Source organism: Sphingosinicellaceae bacterium (assembly GCA_019285715.1).
Taxonomy (GTDB): Bacteria; Pseudomonadota; Alphaproteobacteria; order Sphingomonadales; family Sphingomonadaceae; genus Glacieibacterium.
The window spans coordinates 13531-33105 of the sequence record CP079108.1 but is presented as its reverse complement, the minus strand read 5'-3'; the positions used below and the strand labels follow the sequence as shown (position 1 = coordinate 33105).

The 19575-nt window shown below is 69.0% G+C and carries 22 protein-coding genes; 13 read left to right on the top strand and 9 right to left on the bottom strand.

Features of this window, described 5'->3' with window-relative positions:
- Nucleotides 1-43: 43 nt before the first annotated feature.
- The 3 genes from KX816_00190 to KX816_00180 all read right to left on the bottom strand — a co-directional run bounded on the left by KX816_00190 (nucleotide 44) and on the right by KX816_00180 (nucleotide 2090).
- A complete protein-coding gene (locus KX816_00190; protein QXQ06549.1) occupies nucleotides 44-673 on the bottom strand; it encodes an ATP-binding cassette domain-containing protein in 630 nt (209 codons plus the stop codon).
- Nucleotides 670-1335: a molybdate ABC transporter permease subunit gene (gene modB, locus KX816_00185; protein QXQ06548.1), complete on the bottom strand. Its 666-nt coding sequence runs from the start codon at nucleotides 1333-1335 to the stop codon at nucleotides 670-672. The genes KX816_00190 and modB overlap by 4 nt, the downstream gene beginning before the upstream one ends.
- Nucleotides 1336-1466: 131 nt before the next feature.
- Nucleotides 1467-2090: a phosphoglycerate mutase family protein gene (locus KX816_00180; protein QXQ06547.1), complete on the bottom strand. Its 624-nt coding sequence runs from the start codon at nucleotides 2088-2090 to the stop codon at nucleotides 1467-1469.
- A gap of 50 nt (nucleotides 2091-2140) precedes the next feature.
- Between KX816_00180 and KX816_00175 the strand changes: the two genes are divergently transcribed.
- Genes KX816_00175 through KX816_00160 form a run of 4 tightly spaced genes read left to right on the top strand, consistent with a single transcriptional unit; the run spans nucleotide 2141 to nucleotide 4558 of the window.
- On the top strand, nucleotides 2141-2848 hold the full coding sequence (locus tag KX816_00175; GenBank protein ID QXQ06546.1) for a CoA transferase subunit A: 708 nt from the start codon (nucleotides 2141-2143) through the stop codon (nucleotides 2846-2848).
- Nucleotides 2848-3159: a DUF5076 domain-containing protein gene (locus KX816_00170; GenBank protein QXQ06545.1), complete on the top strand. Its 312-nt coding sequence runs from the start codon at nucleotides 2848-2850 to the stop codon at nucleotides 3157-3159. Before KX816_00175 ends, KX816_00170 begins: the two co-directional genes overlap by 1 nt.
- On the top strand, nucleotides 3159-3809 hold the full coding sequence (locus KX816_00165) for a 3-oxoacid CoA-transferase subunit B (protein QXQ06544.1): 651 nt from the start codon (nucleotides 3159-3161) through the stop codon (nucleotides 3807-3809). The genes KX816_00170 and KX816_00165 overlap by 1 nt, the downstream gene beginning before the upstream one ends.
- Nucleotides 3806-4558 carry a DUF72 domain-containing protein gene (locus tag KX816_00160; GenBank protein ID QXQ06543.1) on the top strand — a complete coding sequence of 251 codons (753 nt, stop codon included), beginning with the start codon at nucleotides 3806-3808 and terminating at the stop codon, nucleotides 4556-4558. Before KX816_00165 ends, KX816_00160 begins: the two co-directional genes overlap by 4 nt.
- Here the strand turns inward: KX816_00160 and KX816_00155 are convergent.
- Nucleotides 4555-5661 carry an acyltransferase gene (locus KX816_00155; protein ID QXQ06542.1) on the bottom strand — a complete coding sequence of 369 codons (1107 nt, stop codon included), beginning with the start codon at nucleotides 5659-5661 and terminating at the stop codon, nucleotides 4555-4557. The two genes, KX816_00160 and KX816_00155, sit on opposite strands and share 4 nt — an antisense overlap.
- A gap of 132 nt (nucleotides 5662-5793) precedes the next feature.
- Between KX816_00155 and KX816_00150 the strand changes: the two genes are divergently transcribed.
- From KX816_00150 to KX816_00110, 9 genes are all read left to right on the top strand, one after another.
- Nucleotides 5794-6933, top strand: a complete 1140-nt coding sequence (locus tag KX816_00150; GenBank protein ID QXQ06541.1) for a hypothetical protein — start codon at nucleotides 5794-5796, stop codon at nucleotides 6931-6933.
- Between the two features lie 88 nt (nucleotides 6934-7021).
- Nucleotides 7022-7864: a tyrosine-type recombinase/integrase gene (locus tag KX816_00145; protein ID QXQ08313.1), complete on the top strand. Its 843-nt coding sequence runs from the start codon at nucleotides 7022-7024 to the stop codon at nucleotides 7862-7864.
- Between the two features lie 34 nt (nucleotides 7865-7898).
- A complete protein-coding gene (locus tag KX816_00140; protein ID QXQ06540.1) occupies nucleotides 7899-8216 on the top strand; it encodes a type II toxin-antitoxin system RelE/ParE family toxin in 318 nt (105 codons plus the stop codon).
- 3 nt (nucleotides 8217-8219) lie between these two features.
- Nucleotides 8220-8519, top strand: a complete 300-nt coding sequence (locus tag KX816_00135; protein QXQ06539.1) for a transcriptional regulator — start codon at nucleotides 8220-8222, stop codon at nucleotides 8517-8519.
- A gap of 134 nt (nucleotides 8520-8653) precedes the next feature.
- Nucleotides 8654-9259, top strand: a complete 606-nt coding sequence (locus tag KX816_00130) for a ribosome maturation factor (protein QXQ06538.1) — start codon at nucleotides 8654-8656, stop codon at nucleotides 9257-9259.
- 5 nt (nucleotides 9260-9264) lie between these two features.
- Nucleotides 9265-10857 carry a transcription termination factor NusA gene (nusA, locus tag KX816_00125; protein ID QXQ06537.1) on the top strand — a complete coding sequence of 531 codons (1593 nt, stop codon included), beginning with the start codon at nucleotides 9265-9267 and terminating at the stop codon, nucleotides 10855-10857.
- Nucleotides 10844-11605, top strand: a complete 762-nt coding sequence (locus KX816_00120; protein ID QXQ06536.1) for a DUF448 domain-containing protein — start codon at nucleotides 10844-10846, stop codon at nucleotides 11603-11605. The genes nusA and KX816_00120 overlap by 14 nt, the downstream gene beginning before the upstream one ends.
- The gene (infB, locus tag KX816_00115; protein QXQ06535.1) at nucleotides 11602-14379 is read left to right on the top strand and encodes a translation initiation factor IF-2; all 2778 of its coding nucleotides are present in this window, start codon (nucleotides 11602-11604) and stop codon (nucleotides 14377-14379) included. The genes KX816_00120 and infB overlap by 4 nt, the downstream gene beginning before the upstream one ends.
- A gap of 111 nt (nucleotides 14380-14490) precedes the next feature.
- Nucleotides 14491-14922, top strand: a complete 432-nt coding sequence (locus KX816_00110) for a hypothetical protein (GenBank protein ID QXQ06534.1) — start codon at nucleotides 14491-14493, stop codon at nucleotides 14920-14922.
- 68 nt (nucleotides 14923-14990) lie between these two features.
- Here KX816_00110 and KX816_00105 read toward each other — a convergent pair whose 3' ends face one another.
- The 5 genes from KX816_00105 to KX816_00085 form a co-directional block, all read right to left on the bottom strand.
- Nucleotides 14991-15860 (bottom strand): 3-hydroxybutyryl-CoA dehydrogenase, encoded by an 870-nt coding sequence (locus KX816_00105; protein ID QXQ06533.1) that lies wholly within the window; start codon nucleotides 15858-15860, stop codon nucleotides 14991-14993.
- Between the two features lie 37 nt (nucleotides 15861-15897).
- Nucleotides 15898-16914, bottom strand: coding sequence for an NAD-dependent epimerase/dehydratase family protein (locus KX816_00100; protein ID QXQ06532.1), 1017 nt, complete (start codon nucleotides 16912-16914; stop codon nucleotides 15898-15900).
- 173 nt (nucleotides 16915-17087) lie between these two features.
- Complete coding sequence (locus KX816_00095) at nucleotides 17088-17855, bottom strand: phytanoyl-CoA dioxygenase family protein (GenBank protein ID QXQ06531.1); 768 nt, start codon at nucleotides 17853-17855, stop codon at nucleotides 17088-17090.
- A gap of 1 nt (nucleotide 17856) precedes the next feature.
- Nucleotides 17857-18804 carry an FAD-binding protein gene (locus KX816_00090; GenBank protein ID QXQ06530.1) on the bottom strand — a complete coding sequence of 316 codons (948 nt, stop codon included), beginning with the start codon at nucleotides 18802-18804 and terminating at the stop codon, nucleotides 17857-17859.
- Entirely contained in the window at nucleotides 18801-19550 is a 750-nt protein-coding gene (locus KX816_00085; GenBank protein ID QXQ06529.1) for an electron transfer flavoprotein subunit beta/FixA family protein, read from the bottom strand. Before KX816_00085 ends, KX816_00090 begins: the two co-directional genes overlap by 4 nt.
- Nucleotides 19551-19575 lie beyond the last annotated feature (25 nt).

Here is a 19575-nt window from a genome sequence, read left to right as displayed (position 1 = left end):
GACGGCTGGGGCGACGATACGTTCCCGTTACGGTCGCTTCGCCTCAGGCGACGACGCGCCCTAGGCTCATCTGGACCGTGCGGTCGGCCAGCCGCTCGGCCTCGGCGAGGTCGTGTGTGACCATCACCACCGGCACCCCGAGCCCGCGCAGCAGCATTTCGAGCGCCGCCAGCAGTTCGGCGCGGCCCTCGGTGTCGACCCCGCTCAGCGGCTCGTCGAGCAGGAGGAGGCGCGGCTGCCCGAGCAGCGCGCGGGCGAGCGAGGCGCGCTGGGCCTCGCCTCCTGACAAGGTGATCGGGCGCCGGTTAAGCAGTGCGCCGATGCCGGTGCGGGCGACGACGTCGGCGCGCCCGAACGGCCCGGCAGGGGCGCGCTTCGCGGCGTAGGCGAGGTTCGCGGCGACGCTGAGGTGCGGCAGCAGGCCGATGCCCTGCGGCACGAAGCCGACGTGCCGGCGCTCGGGCGGCACGAAGCTGCGGGCATCCTGCCAGACCGCGCCATTGAACGAGACCGTGCCGCGGTGGCGGTCGAGCCCGGCGACGGCGCGGAGCACGCTGGTCTTGCCCGACCCCGAGCGCCCGACCAACGCCGTCACCCCGTCCGCCGGCACCTCGAAGGCGACGTCGAGGGCGAACGCGCCGCGCGCGCCCTGCAGCGCCACCTTCAGCGTCATAGCCGCACCCCGCCGATGCGCCGCTCGACGAGGAGCAGCGCCAGCAACGCGGCGAATGCGAACACCACCAGCCCCCCGGCGATGACGTGCGCGGCCCCGAACTGCAGGCTCTCGACGAGGCTGTAGATGCGCGTCGACAGCACCTCGGTACGGCCCGGGATCGCACCGCCGATCATCAGGACCACGCCGAATTCGCCGATGGTGTGGGCGAACACCAGGATCGCCGCCGAGACGAAGCCGCGACGCGACAGTGGGACGGCCACGGTCAGGAACCGGTCGAGCCGCCCGGCGCCCATGGTCGCGGCGATCTCCAGCGGCCGCTCGCCGACCGCCTCGAACGCGGTCCGGAGCGGCTGCACCGCGAACGGCAGCGAGTAGAAGATCGAGCCGATGACCAGCCCGGTGAAGGTGAAGGCCAGCGTCCGCACCCCGAACGGATGCAGCAGGCTCATCAGCGGGCTGTCGGGGCCGAGCGCGATCAGCACGTAGAAGCCGATCACCGTCGGCGGCAGCACCAGCGGCAGCGCCGCGAGCGCACCGATGATCTCCTTCGACCACAGGCGCGACCGCGCCAGCCACCACGCCAGCGGCGTCGCGATCAGCAGCAGCAATAGGGTGGTCACCGCCGCCAGCTCGACGGTGGTCAGGATCACGGTCGACATGGCGAACGCTCGCTAGGGAGCGACCGGCGGAGCGTCAGGCAGCGTTGCATGAAATCTCCGGACGGTGGGCGCGATATGCCGCCGTATACAACGGCCGTATACAACGGTCGCGCGCCGACGCCAGCGCGGCGCTAGACTGCGCGCGCGCCCTGGTGGCCGTCGCCGACGTGGAGGACCGACTGGATCCCGTCCTGGATCACGAACACCGTACCCTGCGGCGCATCCTCGGCGAGGACGACGCCCTCGTATTCGGTGCCGCCCGCGAGCAGCCCGCGCAGCACCCGCAGCGTGATGCCGTGGCTGACGACCAGCACGTCGCGCGCCGGGTCGAGGTCCGCCAGCCAGCCCTGCAAGCGGGCGGCGATGTCGGGATACCATTCGCCATTGGGCGGCCGGACGTTGAAGATGCCGCGCTCCGCCGACACGATCGGGCCGATCTCCGCGACGATGTCGGCATATTTCCGCCCCTGCCAGTCGCCGACGTCGATCTCCAGCAGGCGGTCGTCGGTGCGGACGGCGAAGAAATCGCGCCCGAGGTGCTCGGCAACGATGGCGACGGTCTGCATCGTGCGGCCCGCCGGCGAGGCCCAGATGTCGAGGTCGGGATCGCGCCCGATGATCGCCGCCAGCGCCGCGCCCATCGCCTCGGCTTGAGCGACGCCCGCGCGGGTCAGCGGCGTGTGCGGCAGATGCCCCTGCATCCGCGCTCCGGCATTGTAGACGGTCTCGGCGTGGCGGGCGAGGATCATGCGCATCGCCGCCTTGTGGGGTGACAGGCGCGCCCGCGCAAGCTAGCGAGCGCTCCATGGCCAAGCAATTTCCCGACGCCGCCGCCGCCCTCGACGGGCTCCTCCACGACGGCATGACGATCGTCTCCGGCGGCTTCGGGCTGTGCGGCATCCCGGAGAAGCTGATCACCGCGATCGCCGCCTCCGGGGTCAAGGACCTGACCGTGGTGTCGAATAACGCCGGCGTCGACGGCTTCGGCCTCGGCGTGCTGCTCGAGAGGCGGCAAGTGAAGAAGATGATCGCGTCCTACGTCGGCGAGAACAAGGAGTTCGAGCGCCAGTACCTCAGCGGCGAGCTCGAGCTGGAATTCGCGCCGCAGGGCACGCTGGCCGAGCGCATCCGCGCCGGCGGGGCGGGCATCCCGGGCTTCTACACCCGCACCGGCGTCGGCACGCTGATCGCGGAGGGCAAGGAACACAAGGACTTCGACGGCGAGACCTACATTCTCGAGCGCGGCATCGTCGCCGACCTGGCGATCGTCCACGCGTACCAGGCCGACCCCTACGGCAACCTCGTCTACCGCAAGACCGCCCGCAATTTTAACCCGAATGCCGCCACCGCCGGCCGCGTCACGGTCGCCGAGGTCGAGCATATCGTCGAGGCCGGCAGCCTCGACCCCGACGGCATCCACACGCCGGGCGTCTACATCCAGCGCTTCTTCGAAGGCGCGGACTTCGAGAAGCGCATCGAACAGCGCACCGTGCGCCAGAGAGAGACAGCCTGATGGACGAGCCACTCAACGCGATCAAGCTCAACCACGAGGGCCAGCTGACCGACGATTCGTGGGAGATCGCGCGCGTCTGGATCAACAACGGCGCCGGCAGTCACGTCTGGATCGCCGCCTGGGCGCTCGAGGGGCCCGAGAACTTCGGCCACCTGATGGTCGACACCATGCGCCACGCGGCGCAGGCATACGCGGACAACACCGGCATGCCTCCGGAAGCAGCCCTGCAGATGATTCTCGCCGGCGTGATGGGCGACCTCCGCGACGATTTCGCCAAGCTTGAACAGGTCGCCGTCAGGGAGCCGGGTTGATGGCCGGCAAGCCCGGCTGGAGCCGCGACCAGATGGCGGCGCGCGCCGCGGTCGAACTGAAGGACGGGTTCTACGTCAACCTCGGCATCGGCATGCCGACCCTCGTCGCGAACCACGTCGCGCCGGGCATCGACATCACGCTGCAGTCGGAAAACGGCATGCTCGGCATGGGGCCGTTCCCGTTCGCGGGCGACGAGGACGCCGACCTCGTCAACGCCGGCAAGCAGACCATCACCGAACTCCGCCGCACCAGCTATTTCAGTTCGGCCGACAGCTTCGCGATGATCCGCGGCGGCCACATGGACCTGAGCATCCTCGGCGCGATGGAGGTCGCGGAGAACGGCGACATCGCCAACTGGATGGTGCCGGGCAAATTGGTCAAGGGCATGGGCGGCGCGATGGACCTGGTCGCGGGGGCGCGGCGCATCGTCGTGCTGATGGACCACAACGACAAGGCCGGCGGCGCGAAGTTCCGCAAATCCTGCACCTTGCCGCTGACCGGTGCTGGCGTGGTCGACGTCATCATCACCGACCTCGCCGTCTTCGAGCGCGCCGACCGCAAGGGCGCCCCGTTCAAGCTGGTCGAAATCGCCCCGGGCGTGACCGCGGACGAGTTGCGCTCGAAGACCGAGGCGAGTTACGTGTCGTGATCCGCGTCGGCGTCGGTGGCTGGACCTATGAGCCGTGGCGCGGGGTGTTCTACCCGAAGGGCCTGCGGCAGGCGGACGAGCTCAAGCACGCCAGCGCGCACCTGACCGCGATCGAGATCAATGGCACCTTCTACGGCAGCCAGAAGCCCGCCAGTTTCCAGAAGTGGCACGACGAGACCCCCGAAGACTTCCGCTTCAGCCTCAAGGGGCCGCGCTTCGCGGTCAATCGCCGCGTGCTCGGCGAGGCAGGCGAATCGATCGCGCGGTTCTTTACGACCGGCATGGACCGGCTCGGCGACAAGCTCGGCCCGATCCTGTGGCAGTTCGCCGGGACCAAGCAGTTCGACCGCGAGGACATGGCGGCCTTCATCGGCCTGCTGCCCGCGAAGCTCGGCGACTATCCCCTTCGGCACGCGCTGGAAGTCCGCCACGAGAGCTTTCGCGACCCGGCGTTCCTTGCCCTCGCGCGCGACCATAATTGCGCGGCGGTGTTCGCCCACGCGGCCAAATACCCGACCCCGCTCGATGCCGCCGACGAACCGACCGCCGACTTCGCCTACGCCCGCCTCCAGCAATGCGCCGAGGATTGCGACACCGGCTACACCGCCGAGGCCCTCGACGGCTGGGCGCAAGTCGCGCGGCACTGGGAGGGCGAGGCGAAGCGCGACGTCTTCGTCTTCTTCATCTCGGGCGCCAAGGTCCGTGCCCCGGCCGCCGCGATGGCGCTGATTGAACGCGTCGGTCGCTAAGTCGCGCGGACCCGCGGCTTGCGACCGACGGTCGTCCGGATCACGCTGGCAATCCAGTCGCCGAAACCGATGATGCGCTGCCGCTGGCCGAGGATCGGCTTCTCGACGAAGTGCCACGAAAACACCGCGCAGCCGCCCGCGACGACCAGCGTCAGCGGGATGTTCAGCCACCAGTGCCGCTCGCCGGGCAGCAGCGACGTGATCGCCTGCTGGACCGGAAACGCATAGAGGTACAGCCCGTAGGAATAGTCGCCCCGGGTCAGCAACGCGGGGCGCGGCGGATCGAGCAGCCCCAGGTAAATCGTCACATAGGCCGCAGGCAGCGCGACGACGAAGGTCATCGCGCCGAACGACAGCAGCGTGAGGCTCATCAGCAAGGCAGCGACGGCCCAGCCGGCGTCGAGGCGGACCCGGTCACGCAGGAAAAACAGCACGGCACCGCACACGAACGACACCACCAGCACGCCGCCCGGCACCGGGCCGGCGGTATCGGGGGTACTCCCGATGCTCTGCGCCATGAACGGCAAAGCCATCTGGAACAGGCAGGCGACGCCCAGCATCAGCAGCGGGCGCTTGACCAGTCCGCCCGCCCACAACGCCAGGATGGCGAGATAGCACATCAGCTCGAAAGGGATCGTCCACAGCGAGCCATTGACCGCCGTCATCGGATGATCGCGGAACACGCCGGGCAGGTCGAAGTGGACATCGCCGTATATGTTACGGAAATAATGCAGGAATTCGGGGCTCGCGAGATAGCGGTCGAGCGGCAGTGTGGTGAAGACGGTGCCGATGACGACCGCCGAAAGCACCACCTCGACCGCCAGCGCCGGCACGATGCGGACGACCCGCAGCAGCACGAACTCATGGTAGCTGCGGACCCGGACCAGGCTGCCGCTGACCAGTAAGCCACTGAGCGCGAAGAACATCGGCAGGATCAGCGCCACGAGCGGCCGGTACCAGCCGTCCCAGGGGAAGTCGAAATAGCTGATCCGGAAGGCGTGCCAGGCCAGCACGGCGACCGACAGGCCGAGCCGCAGATAGTCGAAGCCGCTCGACCGCCCTCCGGTCCGGACCATCGCCGCGCCGATCGTCTCGCCCGCCATGTCCAGGCCCCCGCCACCCGATGCCGCTGTGCCGGACAATCGTTTCGGTGACAACGCCGTTGATGGCGCGCATCCACCGCTAACTCTTCGGAGAGTATTGCAACCAGTGGCTTACTCCGACATTTTAAGTTCGTGAGCGGTTCCGATCCCGACGATCCCAGGTTTCGCGACACGGTTGTCGGCAACGCCCAGGTGCCGCCCCCGGAGCCGTGGTTCATCCAGCAGCTCCGCGAGCGCGCGGCCGGGGCAAAAGCACTACCGCCCCAGCCGCCTTCGGATGCACCCGACGTCCGAACCCGTGACGCGGCGCGCCCCAACGACGAGTTCGTCCTCCGTGCCGGCGATGCCGTGCGCCCGGCGGCCGCAATCCCGCGGCCCGGCTACCGGAAACCGCGCCGCATCGGCTGGTGGCCCTTTGCTGCAGGGGCAGCGCTGGCCGCGGTGATCGCGCTGGCATTGTGGGTGACCGCCCCGCCCCGCGTCGGCGCAGGGTCCGGCAAGCCCGCGGTCGCCGCCGTCGCCCCGACTGTGCGGCGCGCCGCCGCCGCCCCAGCCGGGCCCGCACCACTCGCCGATTCGAACGCGGCGCTCCAGTGCGCCCGTCCCGAGACGATCGCCCGGCTGCGCGCGCTGGTCGCCGAGAAGGCGCGTGCCGGCGGCGGCGGCGGCCGCAGCGACCGGGTCGCCGAACTGGTGTCGCTGAGCGTCACCGGCGCCCCGGACACCGGGACCGCCGATGGCGCGAGCTTCCGTTGTAGCGGCTGGCTCAGCCTCGCGGCGGCGGGTGTCGGCACCGCAGAACCGGTGTCGGTGACCTACCGCGTCGAGCGGACCGCCGATGGCAGGTCGCTCGTCTCGATCCTCGAAGGCACGACGCCGATCGTTGCGGCGATCATCGCGGCGGCGGAGCGCGTCGACCCGTCGGTCGCCTTCGCCGCAGTCGGGCCGTCGTCAGCGGTGCGAACAGCGGCGCGCGACGATGGATTCGCCGAGAACGCTGCGCCTCGGCGCTTCAGCAACCCGAGTTTCAACTGCCGTCGCGCCACCTCGCAGGTGAACCGCATGATCTGCGCCAGCGACGCGCTCGCCGCGCTCGACCGCGAGACCGCGGCGCTGTTCGTCACCGTCCGCGACGGCGCCGACCCGCACATCCGCGATGCTCTCGAGGACAGCCGCGTCGACTTCCTCAACCGGCGCCAGCGCTGCGGCAGCGAGGCCTGCATCGCGCGGGTCTACGAGGACCGCATCGCCGACCTCGAGGACTATCGCTGACGCGACTCGAGTCGTGTACGGTCGCCGCTTGGCCCACGACCGCTCCTCCGCGCTCAGCGACAGCCGCGCCACCGCGCTGTTCCTCGACATGCTGGCGGCCGAGCAGGGCGCAGCGACCAACACCATCCTCGCCTATGAGCGCGACCTGCGGCTGGCCAGCGACGACCTCGCGGGTGGCCTCGCCGCCGCGACGCCCGCCGACCTGACCCGGCTGTTCGCCGGCTGGAGCAGCCTCGCCCGCGCCACCGTCGCCCGCAAGGGCTCGGCGCTGCGCAGCTTCTTCGCCTTCCTCGTCGCCGAGGGCCACCGCCCCGACGACCCCGCGCTCGGCCTCGCGGCGCCCGCCCCGGCGCGGCCACTGCCCAAGAGCCTCGCCGAGGGCGACGTCGCGCGGTTGTTCGCGGTCCTCGACGAGAAGCTCGCCGCCGACCCGAACCCGGCGACGCTGCGCCTCGTCGCGCTGATCGAGTTGCTCTACGGCTCCGGCCTGCGCGCCACCGAACTCGTCGGCCTGCCCCGCCACGCCATCCGCGCCGGCCGTGGCCACGCGACCCTGACCGGCAAGGGCGGCAAGCAGCGCCTCGTCCCGATCGGCAGCCGCGCCGAAGCCGCCGTCGCCGCACACGCCGCCAATGTCCACGCGGACGCCAAATACCTGTTCCCGAGCGGCGCGAGCCACCTGTCGCGCATCCGCCTGTTCCAGCTGGTAAAAGCCCTGGCGGCCGAAGCCGGTATCCCGCCCGCCCGGCTCAGCCCACACGTCCTGCGTCACGCCTTCGCCACCCACATGCTGGAGGGCGGTGCCGACCTCCGCACTCTGCAGACCCTGCTCGGCCACGCCGATATCGCGACGACCCAGATCTACACGCACGTGCAGACCAAGGCGCTCGTCGAACTGGTGAACGAGAAGCATCCGTTGGGGCGCAGTTGACGCGAACGACGGCAATGCCGTACTCTCAAAACTAATGCACACCGTTGTGGAGATGCCGGAGTTCCTGCGGGCTGCGGCCCGCGCCGGTGTTAGTGAGGAGGACCGCAAGCTGATCGTCGACGCGGTCGCTACCGATCCATCCGGCGGAGTGCCGCTCGGCGGTGGCCTGTATAAGCGGCGGATCGCGGGCCGGGGCAAGGGCAAGTCCGGCGGCTACCGGGTAATGACAGTCTTTGTGGGCGAAGCCTTGCCGGTGTTGCTCATCGGTCTGATCTCCAAAGGCAACACAGATAATTTCAGCAAGCCAGAGATCGCGGCGATGACAGCCGCGGCCCGTATCGAAAGGAGCTAGGCGATGACCCACCCCGATTTCGAGTCGATCATGCAGGGCCTCGCCGAGGCCAAGGCGTACATGAACGGGGCGCGAGAGGGCTACGTAACCCACTACCCGCCGCCGACCGTCGATGTGCGCGCCGTGCGGCGCAAGACCAAGCGTACGCAGCAGGGCTTTGCCGCGCACTACGGCTTCAGCGTCGGCGCGGTGCGCGACTGGGAGCAGGGGCGACGGCAGCCGGAGCGGGCGGCACGGATCTTGCTCGCCATGATCGAGCGCGAGCCCGACATCGTCGAGCGGACATTGCGCAGCGTCGGGTGAGCCGGGCAGTCGTCGCACGCTAACCGGCTTGCGAGTCCGGCCGGGCGGGACTATATCGCCGTCATCTTCCACATGGTCATACCGGTGTAAGGTCGGTCGGGGTGTCCCGGCCGCCGCTAAAGGTGCTTTTCAATTTGACCGACGTCGCCATCCTGACCGCGCTGATCGAACCTGTCGTCGTCGACATGGGACTGGCGCTGGTGCGCGTGCAGTTGAAGGGCGGCAAGGGCTCGATGACGCTGCAGGTGATGGCCGAGGACCCGGTCACCGGGCAGCTTGTCATCGACCGCTGCGCCGAGCTGAGCCGCCGCCTGTCGGACGTGCTCGACGTGGCCGACCCGATCGAGGGCGAGTATGCGCTCGAAGTGTCGTCGCCGGGCATCGACCGCCCGCTGACGCGGCCGCACGACTGGACGCGCTGGGTCGGGCACGACGTTCGCATCAAGCTGTCGACCCGGGCGGACGGCCGCAAAAACCTGCACGGCAAGATCGGCGCGATGGTCGGCGAGGCCGTCATCATCGAGCCGCCCGGCGGTGCCGCGGTGACGGTGCCGCTGGCGAGCATCGACGGTGCGAAGCTGGTGCTGACCAATCGCCTGATCAACGCGACCCGGCCGCTCGACATGGCCGGTGCCGACGACATCCTCGAATCCGAGAACGACGACGACATGCCCGATGATGTCGAGGGCAGCACCGTCCTCTCGGCCAACGACAATTATCCAGACAGCGATAGGGACTGAGTAACATGGCCACCCCGCCGACCCCGAGCGTCACCGCCAACCGCGCCGAGCTGATCGCCATCGCCGACGCCGTGGCGCGCGAGAAGCTGATCGACCGGATGATCGTCATCGAGGCGATGGAGGAAGCGATCCAGCGCGCCGCGCGCTCGCGCTACGGTGTCGAGAACGACATCCGTGCGAAGTTGGACCCGAAATCGGGTGACCTGCGGCTGTGGCGCGTCCTCGAGGTCGTCGAGGAGCCCGAGGATTTCTTCAAGCAGGTCTCGGTCGCCGACGGTCTCAAGCTTAAGTCCGACGCGGTCATCGGCGACTACATCATCGACCCGCTGCCCCCGATCGAGTTCGGGCGCATCGCCGCGATGGCTGCGAAGCAGGTCATCGTCCAGAAGGTCCGCGACGCCGAGCGCGACCGCCAGTACGAGGAATACAAGGACCGCCAGGGCGAGATCATCACCGGCCTCGTCAAGCGCGCCGAGTTCGGTCACGTCGTCGTCGACCTGGGCAAGGCCGAGGGCGTCATCCGCCGCGATCAGCAGATCCCGCGCGAAGTCCTCCGCCCCGGCGACCGCGTCCGCTCGCTGATCCTCAGCGTCCGCCGCGAAGCCCGCGGCCCGCAGATCTTCCTCAGCCGCGCCGCGCCCGACTTCATGAAGAAGCTGTTCGCGCAGGAAGTGCCGGAAATCTACGACGGCATCATCGAGATCAAGGCGGTTGCCCGCGACCCCGGCAGCCGCGCCAAGATCGGCGTCATCAGCAAGGATTCGAGCATTGACCCGGTCGGCGCCTGCGTCGGCATGAAGGGCAGCCGCGTGCAGGCCGTCGTACAGGAGCTGCAGGGCGAGAAGATCGACATCATCCCGTGGTCCCCCGACGTCGCGACCTTTGTTGTCAATGCCTTGCAGCCCGCCGAGGTCGCCAAGGTGGTTATGGACGAAGAAGACAATCGTATCGATGTTGTTGTCCCCGACGACCAGCTCAGCCTCGCCATCGGCCGTCGCGGGCAGAACGTTCGCCTCGCCTCGCAGCTGACCGGTCGCCAGATCGACATCATGACCGAGGCCGACGAGAGCGAGCGCCGCCAGAAGGAATTCGTCGAGCGTTCGGAGATGTTCCAGACCGAACTCGACGTCGACGAGACGCTGGCCCAGCTGCTCGTCGCCGAGGGCTTCAGCCAGCTCGAGGAGGTCGCCTATGTCGAGCTTCCCGAACTCGCCGGCATCGAGGGCTTCGACGACGACCTCGCGACCGAGCTGCAAAGCCGCGCCACCGAGGCTCTCGACCGCCGCGAAGCCAAGGCCAAGGCCGAGCGCACCGACCTGGGTGTCAGCGACGACCTCGCCGCCATCGAGGGGCTGACCGAGGCCATGCTGGTCGTGCTGGGGCAGAAGGGCGTCAAGACGCTCGACGACCTCGGCGACCTCGCGACCGACGAGCTGGTCGACGTCCGCACCGGCATCTTGAAGACCTTCAAGCTCGGCGACGAGGTCGGCAACCGCATCATCATGGCGGCCCGCGCCCACTGGTTCGACGACGAGGCAGCCCCGGCCGAAGCCACTGCCGAAACGCAGGAGGTCGCTCCTGCGGATGGACCAGAATGAGCCCGCCGAAGTCGTAACCGACAAGGGCACTATCGCCCCGGCCACCGCCCCCGTTGCCAGCGTAACGGCGGCGAAGGCGGCTGCCGAACGTCGCTGCATCATCAGCGGCGAGCATGGCGAGCGCGCGGACCTGATCCGCCTGGCGCTCGACGCCGACGGTGCCGTCGCTCCCGACCTGGGGGCGCGGGCGCCGGGTCGCGGCGCGTGGGTGACGCCCGACCGGGAATTGATCGCCAAGGCGCTCGCCAAGGGCAAGCTGAGGGGCGCGCTTATCCGGGCCTTCAAGACCTCGCAGATCAGCGTCCCCGACGACCTGATCGAACGCATCGACACCGGGCTCGAACGCCGCGCCCTCGACACCATGGGGTTGGCGAACAAGGCCGGGACCCTTATCTGGGGTGGAGAACGGATCGGTGATGCGCTCACCGCCGGCCGCGCCCGCCTCCTCCTTCACGCCAACGATGCGGCTGCCGACGGCACCGAGAAATTGCGGCGCAAGGCGCGAGGCGTCGCCACCATCGTGCTGCCGATCTCGCGCGAGCGATTGTCGTTGGCCTTGGGTCGCGAAAATGTTGTACATGCCGCCGTCTGCGACTCTGCGGCGGCGGCGCGCGTGACGGCGGCGGTCGAGCGGTGGCTTGCATTCACCGGGCTCGGCGACAGGACGAAAGACCTGGGCGACAGGACGATAGACGCGCCGGAGGACACTCCACCGGCGGATACGATAGGGTTTCAGGTTCAAGCATGAGTGACGACAACAAGCCCAAGCTCGGCATGCGCGCCCCCCTCGGTCTCGGAAAGACCGTCGAGGTCGGCAAGGTCAAGCAGAGCTTCAGCCACGGCCGCACCAAGCAGGTGGTGGTCGAGGTCAAGCGGCAGCGCGTGCTGCACCGCCCCGGCGATCCGATCGTCGAGGTCTCGGCACCCGCGCCTGTCGAGGCGCCCCAGCCCGCACCAGTCGCGGCACCCGTAGCCGCGCCTGCTGCGGTGGCGGCCCCCGCTCCCGCCCCGACGCCCGCCCCGGCACCGGTCGTGGAGGCGCGCCCGCTGCCCGCCGACACCACAGCTCGACCGGTGCCGCCGCCGGTGATGTTCACGCCCGTCGAGCGCCCGGTTCCCGTTGCCAAGGCTCCCGAGCCCGCGCCGGTCGTGGCTCCCCCTGCTCCGGTTGCCACCCCGGCTCCCGCTCCCGTCGCTGCGGCCCCTGCAGCGGCTCCCGCCCCGACACCGGCCCCCGCTCCGGTTGCGACTCCGGCTGCCCCCATCCGTTCGGCGCGCGCCACGCCGCGTCCAGGCGAGCGCCGCGTCATGCCGACCCAGGCGCAGGCCGTGCCCGATATGCTGACCCGCCAGGAGCGCCAGGCGGCGCTGCTGCGTCAGGCCGACGAGGACCGCATGCGCCTCGCCGAGGAAGCCCGCGTCCGCGAGGAGGCGGCCAAGTACGAGGCCGTCGAACTCGAGAAGATGCGGCTCGAGGACAAGAAGAAGGCCGAGGCCGAGGCCGCTTCGCGCCCCGCCGAGGAGAAGGCCGCCCCGTCGGGTCGCCTGCCCGGCTCGATCACCCCGATCATCGACGACGAGGAGCGCCGCCCCGGCAAGCCTGGTGCGCTGCGTCCTGCCGGTCGCCTTGGTGCGCGCGACGATCGCCGCCAGGGCCGCCTCAGCGTCAAGGCCGCACTCGAGGGCGAGGATTCGACCCGCCAGCGGAGCCTCGCGGCCCTGAAGCGTGCCCGCGAAAAGGAGCGCGGCTCGGTCGGGCGCACGGCCAAGCAGGTCCGCGACATCATCGTGCCCGAGACGATCACCGTTTCCGACCTGGCGAACCGCATGGCCGAGCGGACCAACAACATCACCCGCACGCTGGCCCGCCTCGGCGTGCCGTCGGCGGCGACCGACGAGATCGACCAGGACACCGCGGAGCTGGTGCTGATCGAGTTCGGCCACAACATCGTGCGGGTCAGCGATTCGGACGTCGACCTCGCGGTCGCGGTCCAGGACATCGACGATCACCTGCTGCCGCGTCCGCCGGTCGTGACCATCATGGGCCACGTCGACCACGGCAAGACCTCGCTGCTCGACGCGCTGCGCGGTACCAACGTCGTCAAGGGCGAGGCCGGCGGCATTACCCAGCACATCGGCGCCTACCAGATCACCACCAAGGGCGGCGAGAAGATTACCTTCCTCGACACGCCGGGCCACGAGGCCTTCACCGCGATGCGCGCGCGTGGTGCCGACATCACCGACATCGTCGTGCTGGTGGTGGCTTGGGACGACGGCATCATGCCGCAAACCATCGAGGCGATCGCCCACACCAAGGCGGCGGGCGTGCCGATGATCGTCGCGATCAACAAGATGGACAAGGCCGGCGCTGACGCCCAGCGCATCCGCACCGCGCTGCTCCAGTACGATGTCCAGGTCGAGGAAATGGGCGGCGACGTACAGGACGTCGAAGTCTCCGCGACCATGAAGACCAACCTCGACCTGCTGATCGAGAAGATCCTGCTGCAGGCCGAAGTGCTCGAGTTGAAGGCAAACCCCGACCGCGAAGCCGAGGGCACCGTCATCGAGGCACGTCTCGACAAGGGCCGGGGCCCGCTGGCGACGGTGCTCGTCAACCGCGGCACGCTCAAGACCGGAGACATCTTCGTCGTCGGTTCGGAGTGGGGCAAGGTTCGCGCGCTGCTCGACGACCAGGGCAAGCAGATCAAGACCGCGGGCCCGACGGTCCCGGTCGAAATTCTCGGCCTGTCGGGCGTACCCGGTGCCGGCGATCCGTTCGCGGTCGTCGAGTCCGAGGCACGCGCGCGTGAAGTCGCGAGCTACCGCACCGGCGTCGACACTGCCGAGCGCACCAAGTCGACGATGCCGACGCTCGAGGAGATGTTCACCAATTTGCGTGCCGCCAAGGTCGAGCAGTATCCGGTGGTCATCAAGGGCGACACCCAGGGCACCGTCGAGGCGATTGCCGGCGCGATCAACAAGATCTCGACCGACCTCATCAAGGCCAAGGTCCTGCTCGCCGGCGTTGGTGGCATCACCGAATCCGACGTGACGCTGGCCAAGGCCAGCGGCGCGCCGATCATCGGCTTCAATGTCCGCGCCAACGCCAAGGCTCGCGAGATCGCCCAGCGCGACGGCGTCGAGTTCAAATACTACGACGTCATCTACGCGCTGATCGACGACGTGAAGGCGGCGATGGCCGGGCAGCTCGGACCCGAGATGCTGGAGAATGTCGTCGGCCGCGCGCTGGTTCTCGATGTCTTCCAGGCCGGCAAGACCGGCAAAGCGGCGGGTATCCGCGTCACCGAGGGCATCATCCGCAAGGCGCTCCGGGCCCGCGTCATGCGCGACGACGTCATCATCTACAACGGCTCGATCGCCTCGCTGCGGCGCTTCAAGGACGACGTCCCCGAAGTCCGTGCCGGCCTCGAATGCGGTATCACCATCGAGGGGTCCTCGGACGTCAAGGCGGGCGATATCGTCGAGACCTTCGAGGTCGAGAGCCGCGAGCGCACGCTTTAGGGTCGTCGATCCGGCGCACTGCGGGGGATGCGGTGCTCGCTAGGGTAACGCGATGCAGGGTGTCGGGGAGGTGCCGTGGACCTTTGTCCACGGGCGCGGGGGTTCGAGAGCATGTCGCTTACGGCAAGGCAAAGGTCGCTGGTGCTGGCCGGCGCGGTGTTGTTCCTGTTCGGCCTTGTACAGGGTGCCGCGGTACAGGGTTTTGCCAATCCGCGGCTGGCGTTGTCGGCGCACCTGACCGCCGTCCAGAGCGGCCTCGCGTTGATGATCGCCGGTGTGGTGTGGGCCGGGCTGTCCCTGCCGCCACGCCTTGAGACTATCGCCCGGTTGACGATCATCGTCGGGATGTTCGGGTTGTGGGTCGGCCTGACGCTAGCGGCTGCCACGGGCGCGAGCGAGGTTTTGCCCATCGCCGGTGCCGGTCACAGCGCTGGCAGGACGATGGAGCAGGTCGTCGCGGTTCTCGTACTCGGCTCGAGCAGCCTGATGACGCTTGGCTGGCTATTATTCGTCGTCGGTCTGATCCGGGCTGGTCGCACCTAGGCGGAGCTGTCCGCCGCCCGTCATCCCCGCGAAGGCGAGGATGACGGCGTGGTTTTCGGGGCGGCCCCCTACCGCGTCGGCACCGGCTCCGCCCCGCTATAGTCGTAGAACCCGCGCCCCGACTTCTTCCCGTACCAGCCCGCCTCGACATACTTCACCAGCAGCGGCGCGGGGCGGTACTTCGGGTCGCCGGTCGCTTCCTGCATCACGCGCATGATCGACAGCAGCGTGTCGAGCCCGACGAAATCGGCGAGCGTCAGAGGTCCCATCGGGTGGTTGGCGCCGAGCTTGAGCCCCATGTCGATGTCAGCGACCGAGCCGACGCCCTCGCCGAGCGCGAAGATCGCCTCGTTGAGCATCGGGCACAACACCCGATTGACGATGAACGCGGGCGCGTCCGCGGCTTCGATCGCGGTCTTGCCGAGGCGGGTCACGAAACCGTGCATCGCGACCTTGGTCGCGTCCGACGTGGCGAGGCCGGGGATGATCTCGACCAGCGTCATGATCGGCACCGGATTGAAGAAATGCAGCCCGGTGAAGCGATCGGCGCGGTCGGTGGTCGCCGCCAGCCGCGTGATTGAGATCGACGAGGTGTTGGTCGCGAGCAGCGCATTGGGACGCAGGCGCGGGCACAGGTCGGCGAATATCTGGCGCTTGACCGCCTCGCTCTCGGTCGCCGCCTCGATGACGAGGTCGCAGTCGCCGAGGTCGGCGTTGTCCGTCGTTCCGACGATCCGCCTCAGCGCGGTCGCGGCATCGGCCTCGGTGACGACACCCTTGCTGACGCCACGCGCGAGGTTCTTCTCGACGGTCTTGAGCGCTGCATCGACGCGCTCCCGCGCAATATCCGCCAACACGACGTCGTAGCCGGCCAACGCCGACACATGCGCGATGCCGTTGCCCATGAGCCCCGCACCGACGACACCGATTTTTTGCATTACGCTCTCCTTTTACGGAGCGCGTTTTACACTGGCGTCAGGCCTTGACCAGCCCGTGTTGAATGAGGCTGCGCGCGGTATCGGCGATGGTCTGCTCGACGGGCCGCATGGTCCAGCCGAGACCGACTTTCGCGTGGCTGGCATCGCAGCGCCGACGGTGGCCGAGTTCCGACGTGACCTGGCGCACCAGCGGGTCGAACAGCGCCACGATACGCACCAGCCAGTCGGGCAGGACCCGCGTCGGCACCCGCCTCGCCTGCTCGCCGAGGCTTATCTTCAGGACTTTGGCGATGTCGGCCATCCACAGGAAATCGCCGGCGACCAGGAAACGCTCACGGTGCAGGCCCGGCCCGGTCATCGCGAGCCGATGCGCCGTCGCGACGTCCCGCACATCGACGATCCCGAAGCCGATCCGCGGACACCCGCGCAGGCTGCCGTCGAGCAGCTTGGTGATGACGCTTACCGACGCCGAGTAATCGCTGCCAAGCACTGGCCCCAGCACCATGCCGGGGTTGATCGTGCAGAACTCCAGTGCCCCGCCCTCGGCGTCGATCCAGTCGCGGGCGGCGCGCTCGGCGATCGTCTTGGAGCGGACGTAGGGATAGGCGTCGGGGCTGTCGGGATCGGTCCAGTCGGCCTCGGTCGAGACGTGCGCGTCGGGCTTGCCGTAGCAGATCGCGGCCACCGATGAGGTCATCACCACCCGCTTCACACCCGCGTCCCGGGCCGCCCGCAGCGCCCTGAGTGTACCGTCGCGCGCCGGCGTGATCAGCGCGTCCGCCGACAGCTTGCCGTCGGGTTGGAGCGGGGAGGCGATGTGCTGGACGTAGTCGCAGCCCTCCGCGGCCTTGGCCCAGCCGGCATCGCTGGTCAGGTCCGCGGGGAACAGCGGCAGCTGCTCCGGCGTCAACCCAAGCGAGGCGCGCACCGCGTCGGCTTTGGTCAGCGACCGCACGGTCCCCCGTACGCTCCAGCCGTCGTCGACCAGCGCCTTGATGACGAAGCCAGCGATGTATCCCGACGCACCGGTGACCAGCACCAGACCCTTGCTCATGAACCTTCCCCCCACGCGGCCCGCCAAACGACGAATGCCGCCAAGGCTAGGCCCCAGCGGCACGCGTGTCGATCAATTTGAGCGCTACTCAGGCGTGAGGTCAGGCGGTCCGGGGCCCCTTTGGTTAAGGGATGCGGCTGATGACGCGTTGTTTCGGGTCATGTGACGCAGGCTCAGCCACGGCGCGATTGCGGCCGCCCGACGAGCCGGTTGACGCCGAAGCGATCCGTCCCCGCGACGAGCACGCACGGTGGCCCCTCGGACTGCCACGTCACCGGCGAGCGGAAATCGAGCGGGATGCGAACGCGCGAGGAGGGTGCGGCGTACTGCAGGATCGCCGCGATCCGCGTTCCGTCGCCGGTGTTGTGGGAGGCGTGCCAGACCGGGCCGTCAAACAGCAGGAACTCGCCGTCCTCGAGCGGCGGGTAGTCGAGGCTGCAGTCGGGATCGCCAGCGCGGGCGAAGGCTAGTGCCTCGGCATCGTCGAGGGCCGGGTCGCACTCGAAACCGCGCAACCGGTGCGAGCCCCCGATGAACTTGAGCCCCGACTGGCCCGGCACCGTTCCCGTCAGACCCAGGAAGACCGAGACGCCGCGCCACGCCGCGTGCTCGATGTCGACGTGCCACGGATGCTTGTCGCCGGGTGCCTTGCGCATCGCCGAGACGCCCCAGGCGATGACATCGGCGCCGAGCACGCCGGTCACCACTGCAACCAGCGCCGGGTGGCGGGCAAGGTCGTGGAACGCCGGCACGTGGGCGTGCAGGCTCTTGTACCACGGGCGGGTCTTGAAGTCGGGCGTACCACCGAGCCACGAGGACGGGTCCGACACCAACGGCAGGCAAGCGACGGCGAGCGCTCCCAGCGCCCGCGCATCGGCGCTCGGCATCAGCCGGTGGGGACCGCTCCAGCCCCGGCGGGCGAAGCTGTCGCCCCCGTCCAAATCAGCCCTTTGCAGCGGTGATCTTGGTCGTCAGCTCGGGCACCAGCGTGAACAAGTCGCCGACCAGGCCGATATCCGCGACCTGGAAGATCGGCGCATCGTCGTCCTTGTTGATCGCGACGATGATCTTCGAGTCCTTCATGCCGGCGAGGTGCTGTATCGCCCCCGAGATGCCGACCGCCATGTAGAGTTCGGGCGCGACGATCTTGCCGGTCTGGCCGACCTGATAGTCGTTCGGCACGTAGCCCGCGTCGACGGCCGCACGGCTGGCGCCGAGGCCGGCCCCCAGTGCATCGGCCAGCGGCTCCATGATCTCGTGAAATTTCTCGCTCGAGCCGAGCGCGCGGCCGCCCGAGACGATGATCTTGGCGGCGGTCAGCTCCGGGCGCGCGCTGGTCGTCAGCTCGGCACCCTTGAAGCTCGACAGGCCCGCATCCCCGGGGCCGCTGGCGTCCTCGATGGTCGCCGAGCCACCCTCGGTGGCGGCCTTGGCGAAGGCGGTGCCGCGGACGGTGATGATCTTCTTGGCGTCCGACGACTTGACCGTGGCGATGGCGTTGCCGGCGTAGATCGGGCGGGTGAAGGTGTCCGGGCCCTCGACCGACAGGATCTCGCTGACCTGGGCGACATCGAGCGCCGCCGCGACGCGGGGCGCGAGGTTCTTGCCGCGCGAGGTCGCAGGCGCGACGAACGCGTCGTAGTTCGCCATCAGCCCGACGACGAGCGGCGCGAGATTCTCCGCGAGCGCGTCCTTGTAGGCCGGATCGTCGGCGAGCAGCACCTTGCTGACGCCCGCGACCTTGGCGGCGGCTTCCGCGACGGCGCGCGCGCCCGAACCCGCGACGAGGATGTGGACTTCGCCCCCCAGCTGCCCGGCGGCGGTGACGGTGGCGAGCGTCGCGTCCTTGAGGACGGCGTTGTCATGCTCGGCGAGAACGAGGGCGGTCATCCGAAAACTCCCAGTGTCTTCAACTTGTCGACCAGTTCGTCGACGGTCTTGACCTTGACGCCGGCCGACCGCTTAGACGGCTCGACGACCTTGACGAGGGTCAGATGCGGGGTCGCGTCGACGCCGTAGTCGGCGGGCGTCTTGCTCGCGATCGGCTTCGACTTGGCCTTCATGATGTTGGGCAGCGAGGCGTAGCGCGGCTCGTTGAGGCGGAGGTCGGTGGTGACCACGGCGGGCAATTTCAGCTCGACCGTCTCCGATCCGCCATCGACTTCGCGCGCCACGGTGACATGCTCGCCGTCGACCGTGACCTTGGAGGCGAAGGTGCCCTGCGGCCAGCCGAGCAGCGCCGACAGCATCTGGCCGGTCTGGTTGGCATCGTCGTCGATCGCCTGCTTGCCGAGGATGATCAGGCCGGGCTGCTCCTCCTTGGCGATGGCGGCGAGGATCTTGGCGACGCTGAGCGATTCGGTCGGGTGGTCGGTGACCACCAGGATGCCGCGGTCGGCGCCCATGGCGAGCGCGGTGCGGATCGTCTCCTGGCTCTGCTGGACGCCGATCGAGACCGCGATGACCTCGGTGGCGATGCCCTTCTCGCGCAGGCGCAGCGCTTCCTCGACGGCGATCTCGTCGAACGGGTTCATGCTCATCTTGACGTTGGCGAGCTCGACGCCGGTGCCGTCGGACTTGACCCGGACCTTGACGTTGTAGTCGACCACCCGCTTGACGGGGACGAGGATTTTCATGGTTTCGCGGTTCCTGTGCGCTTTA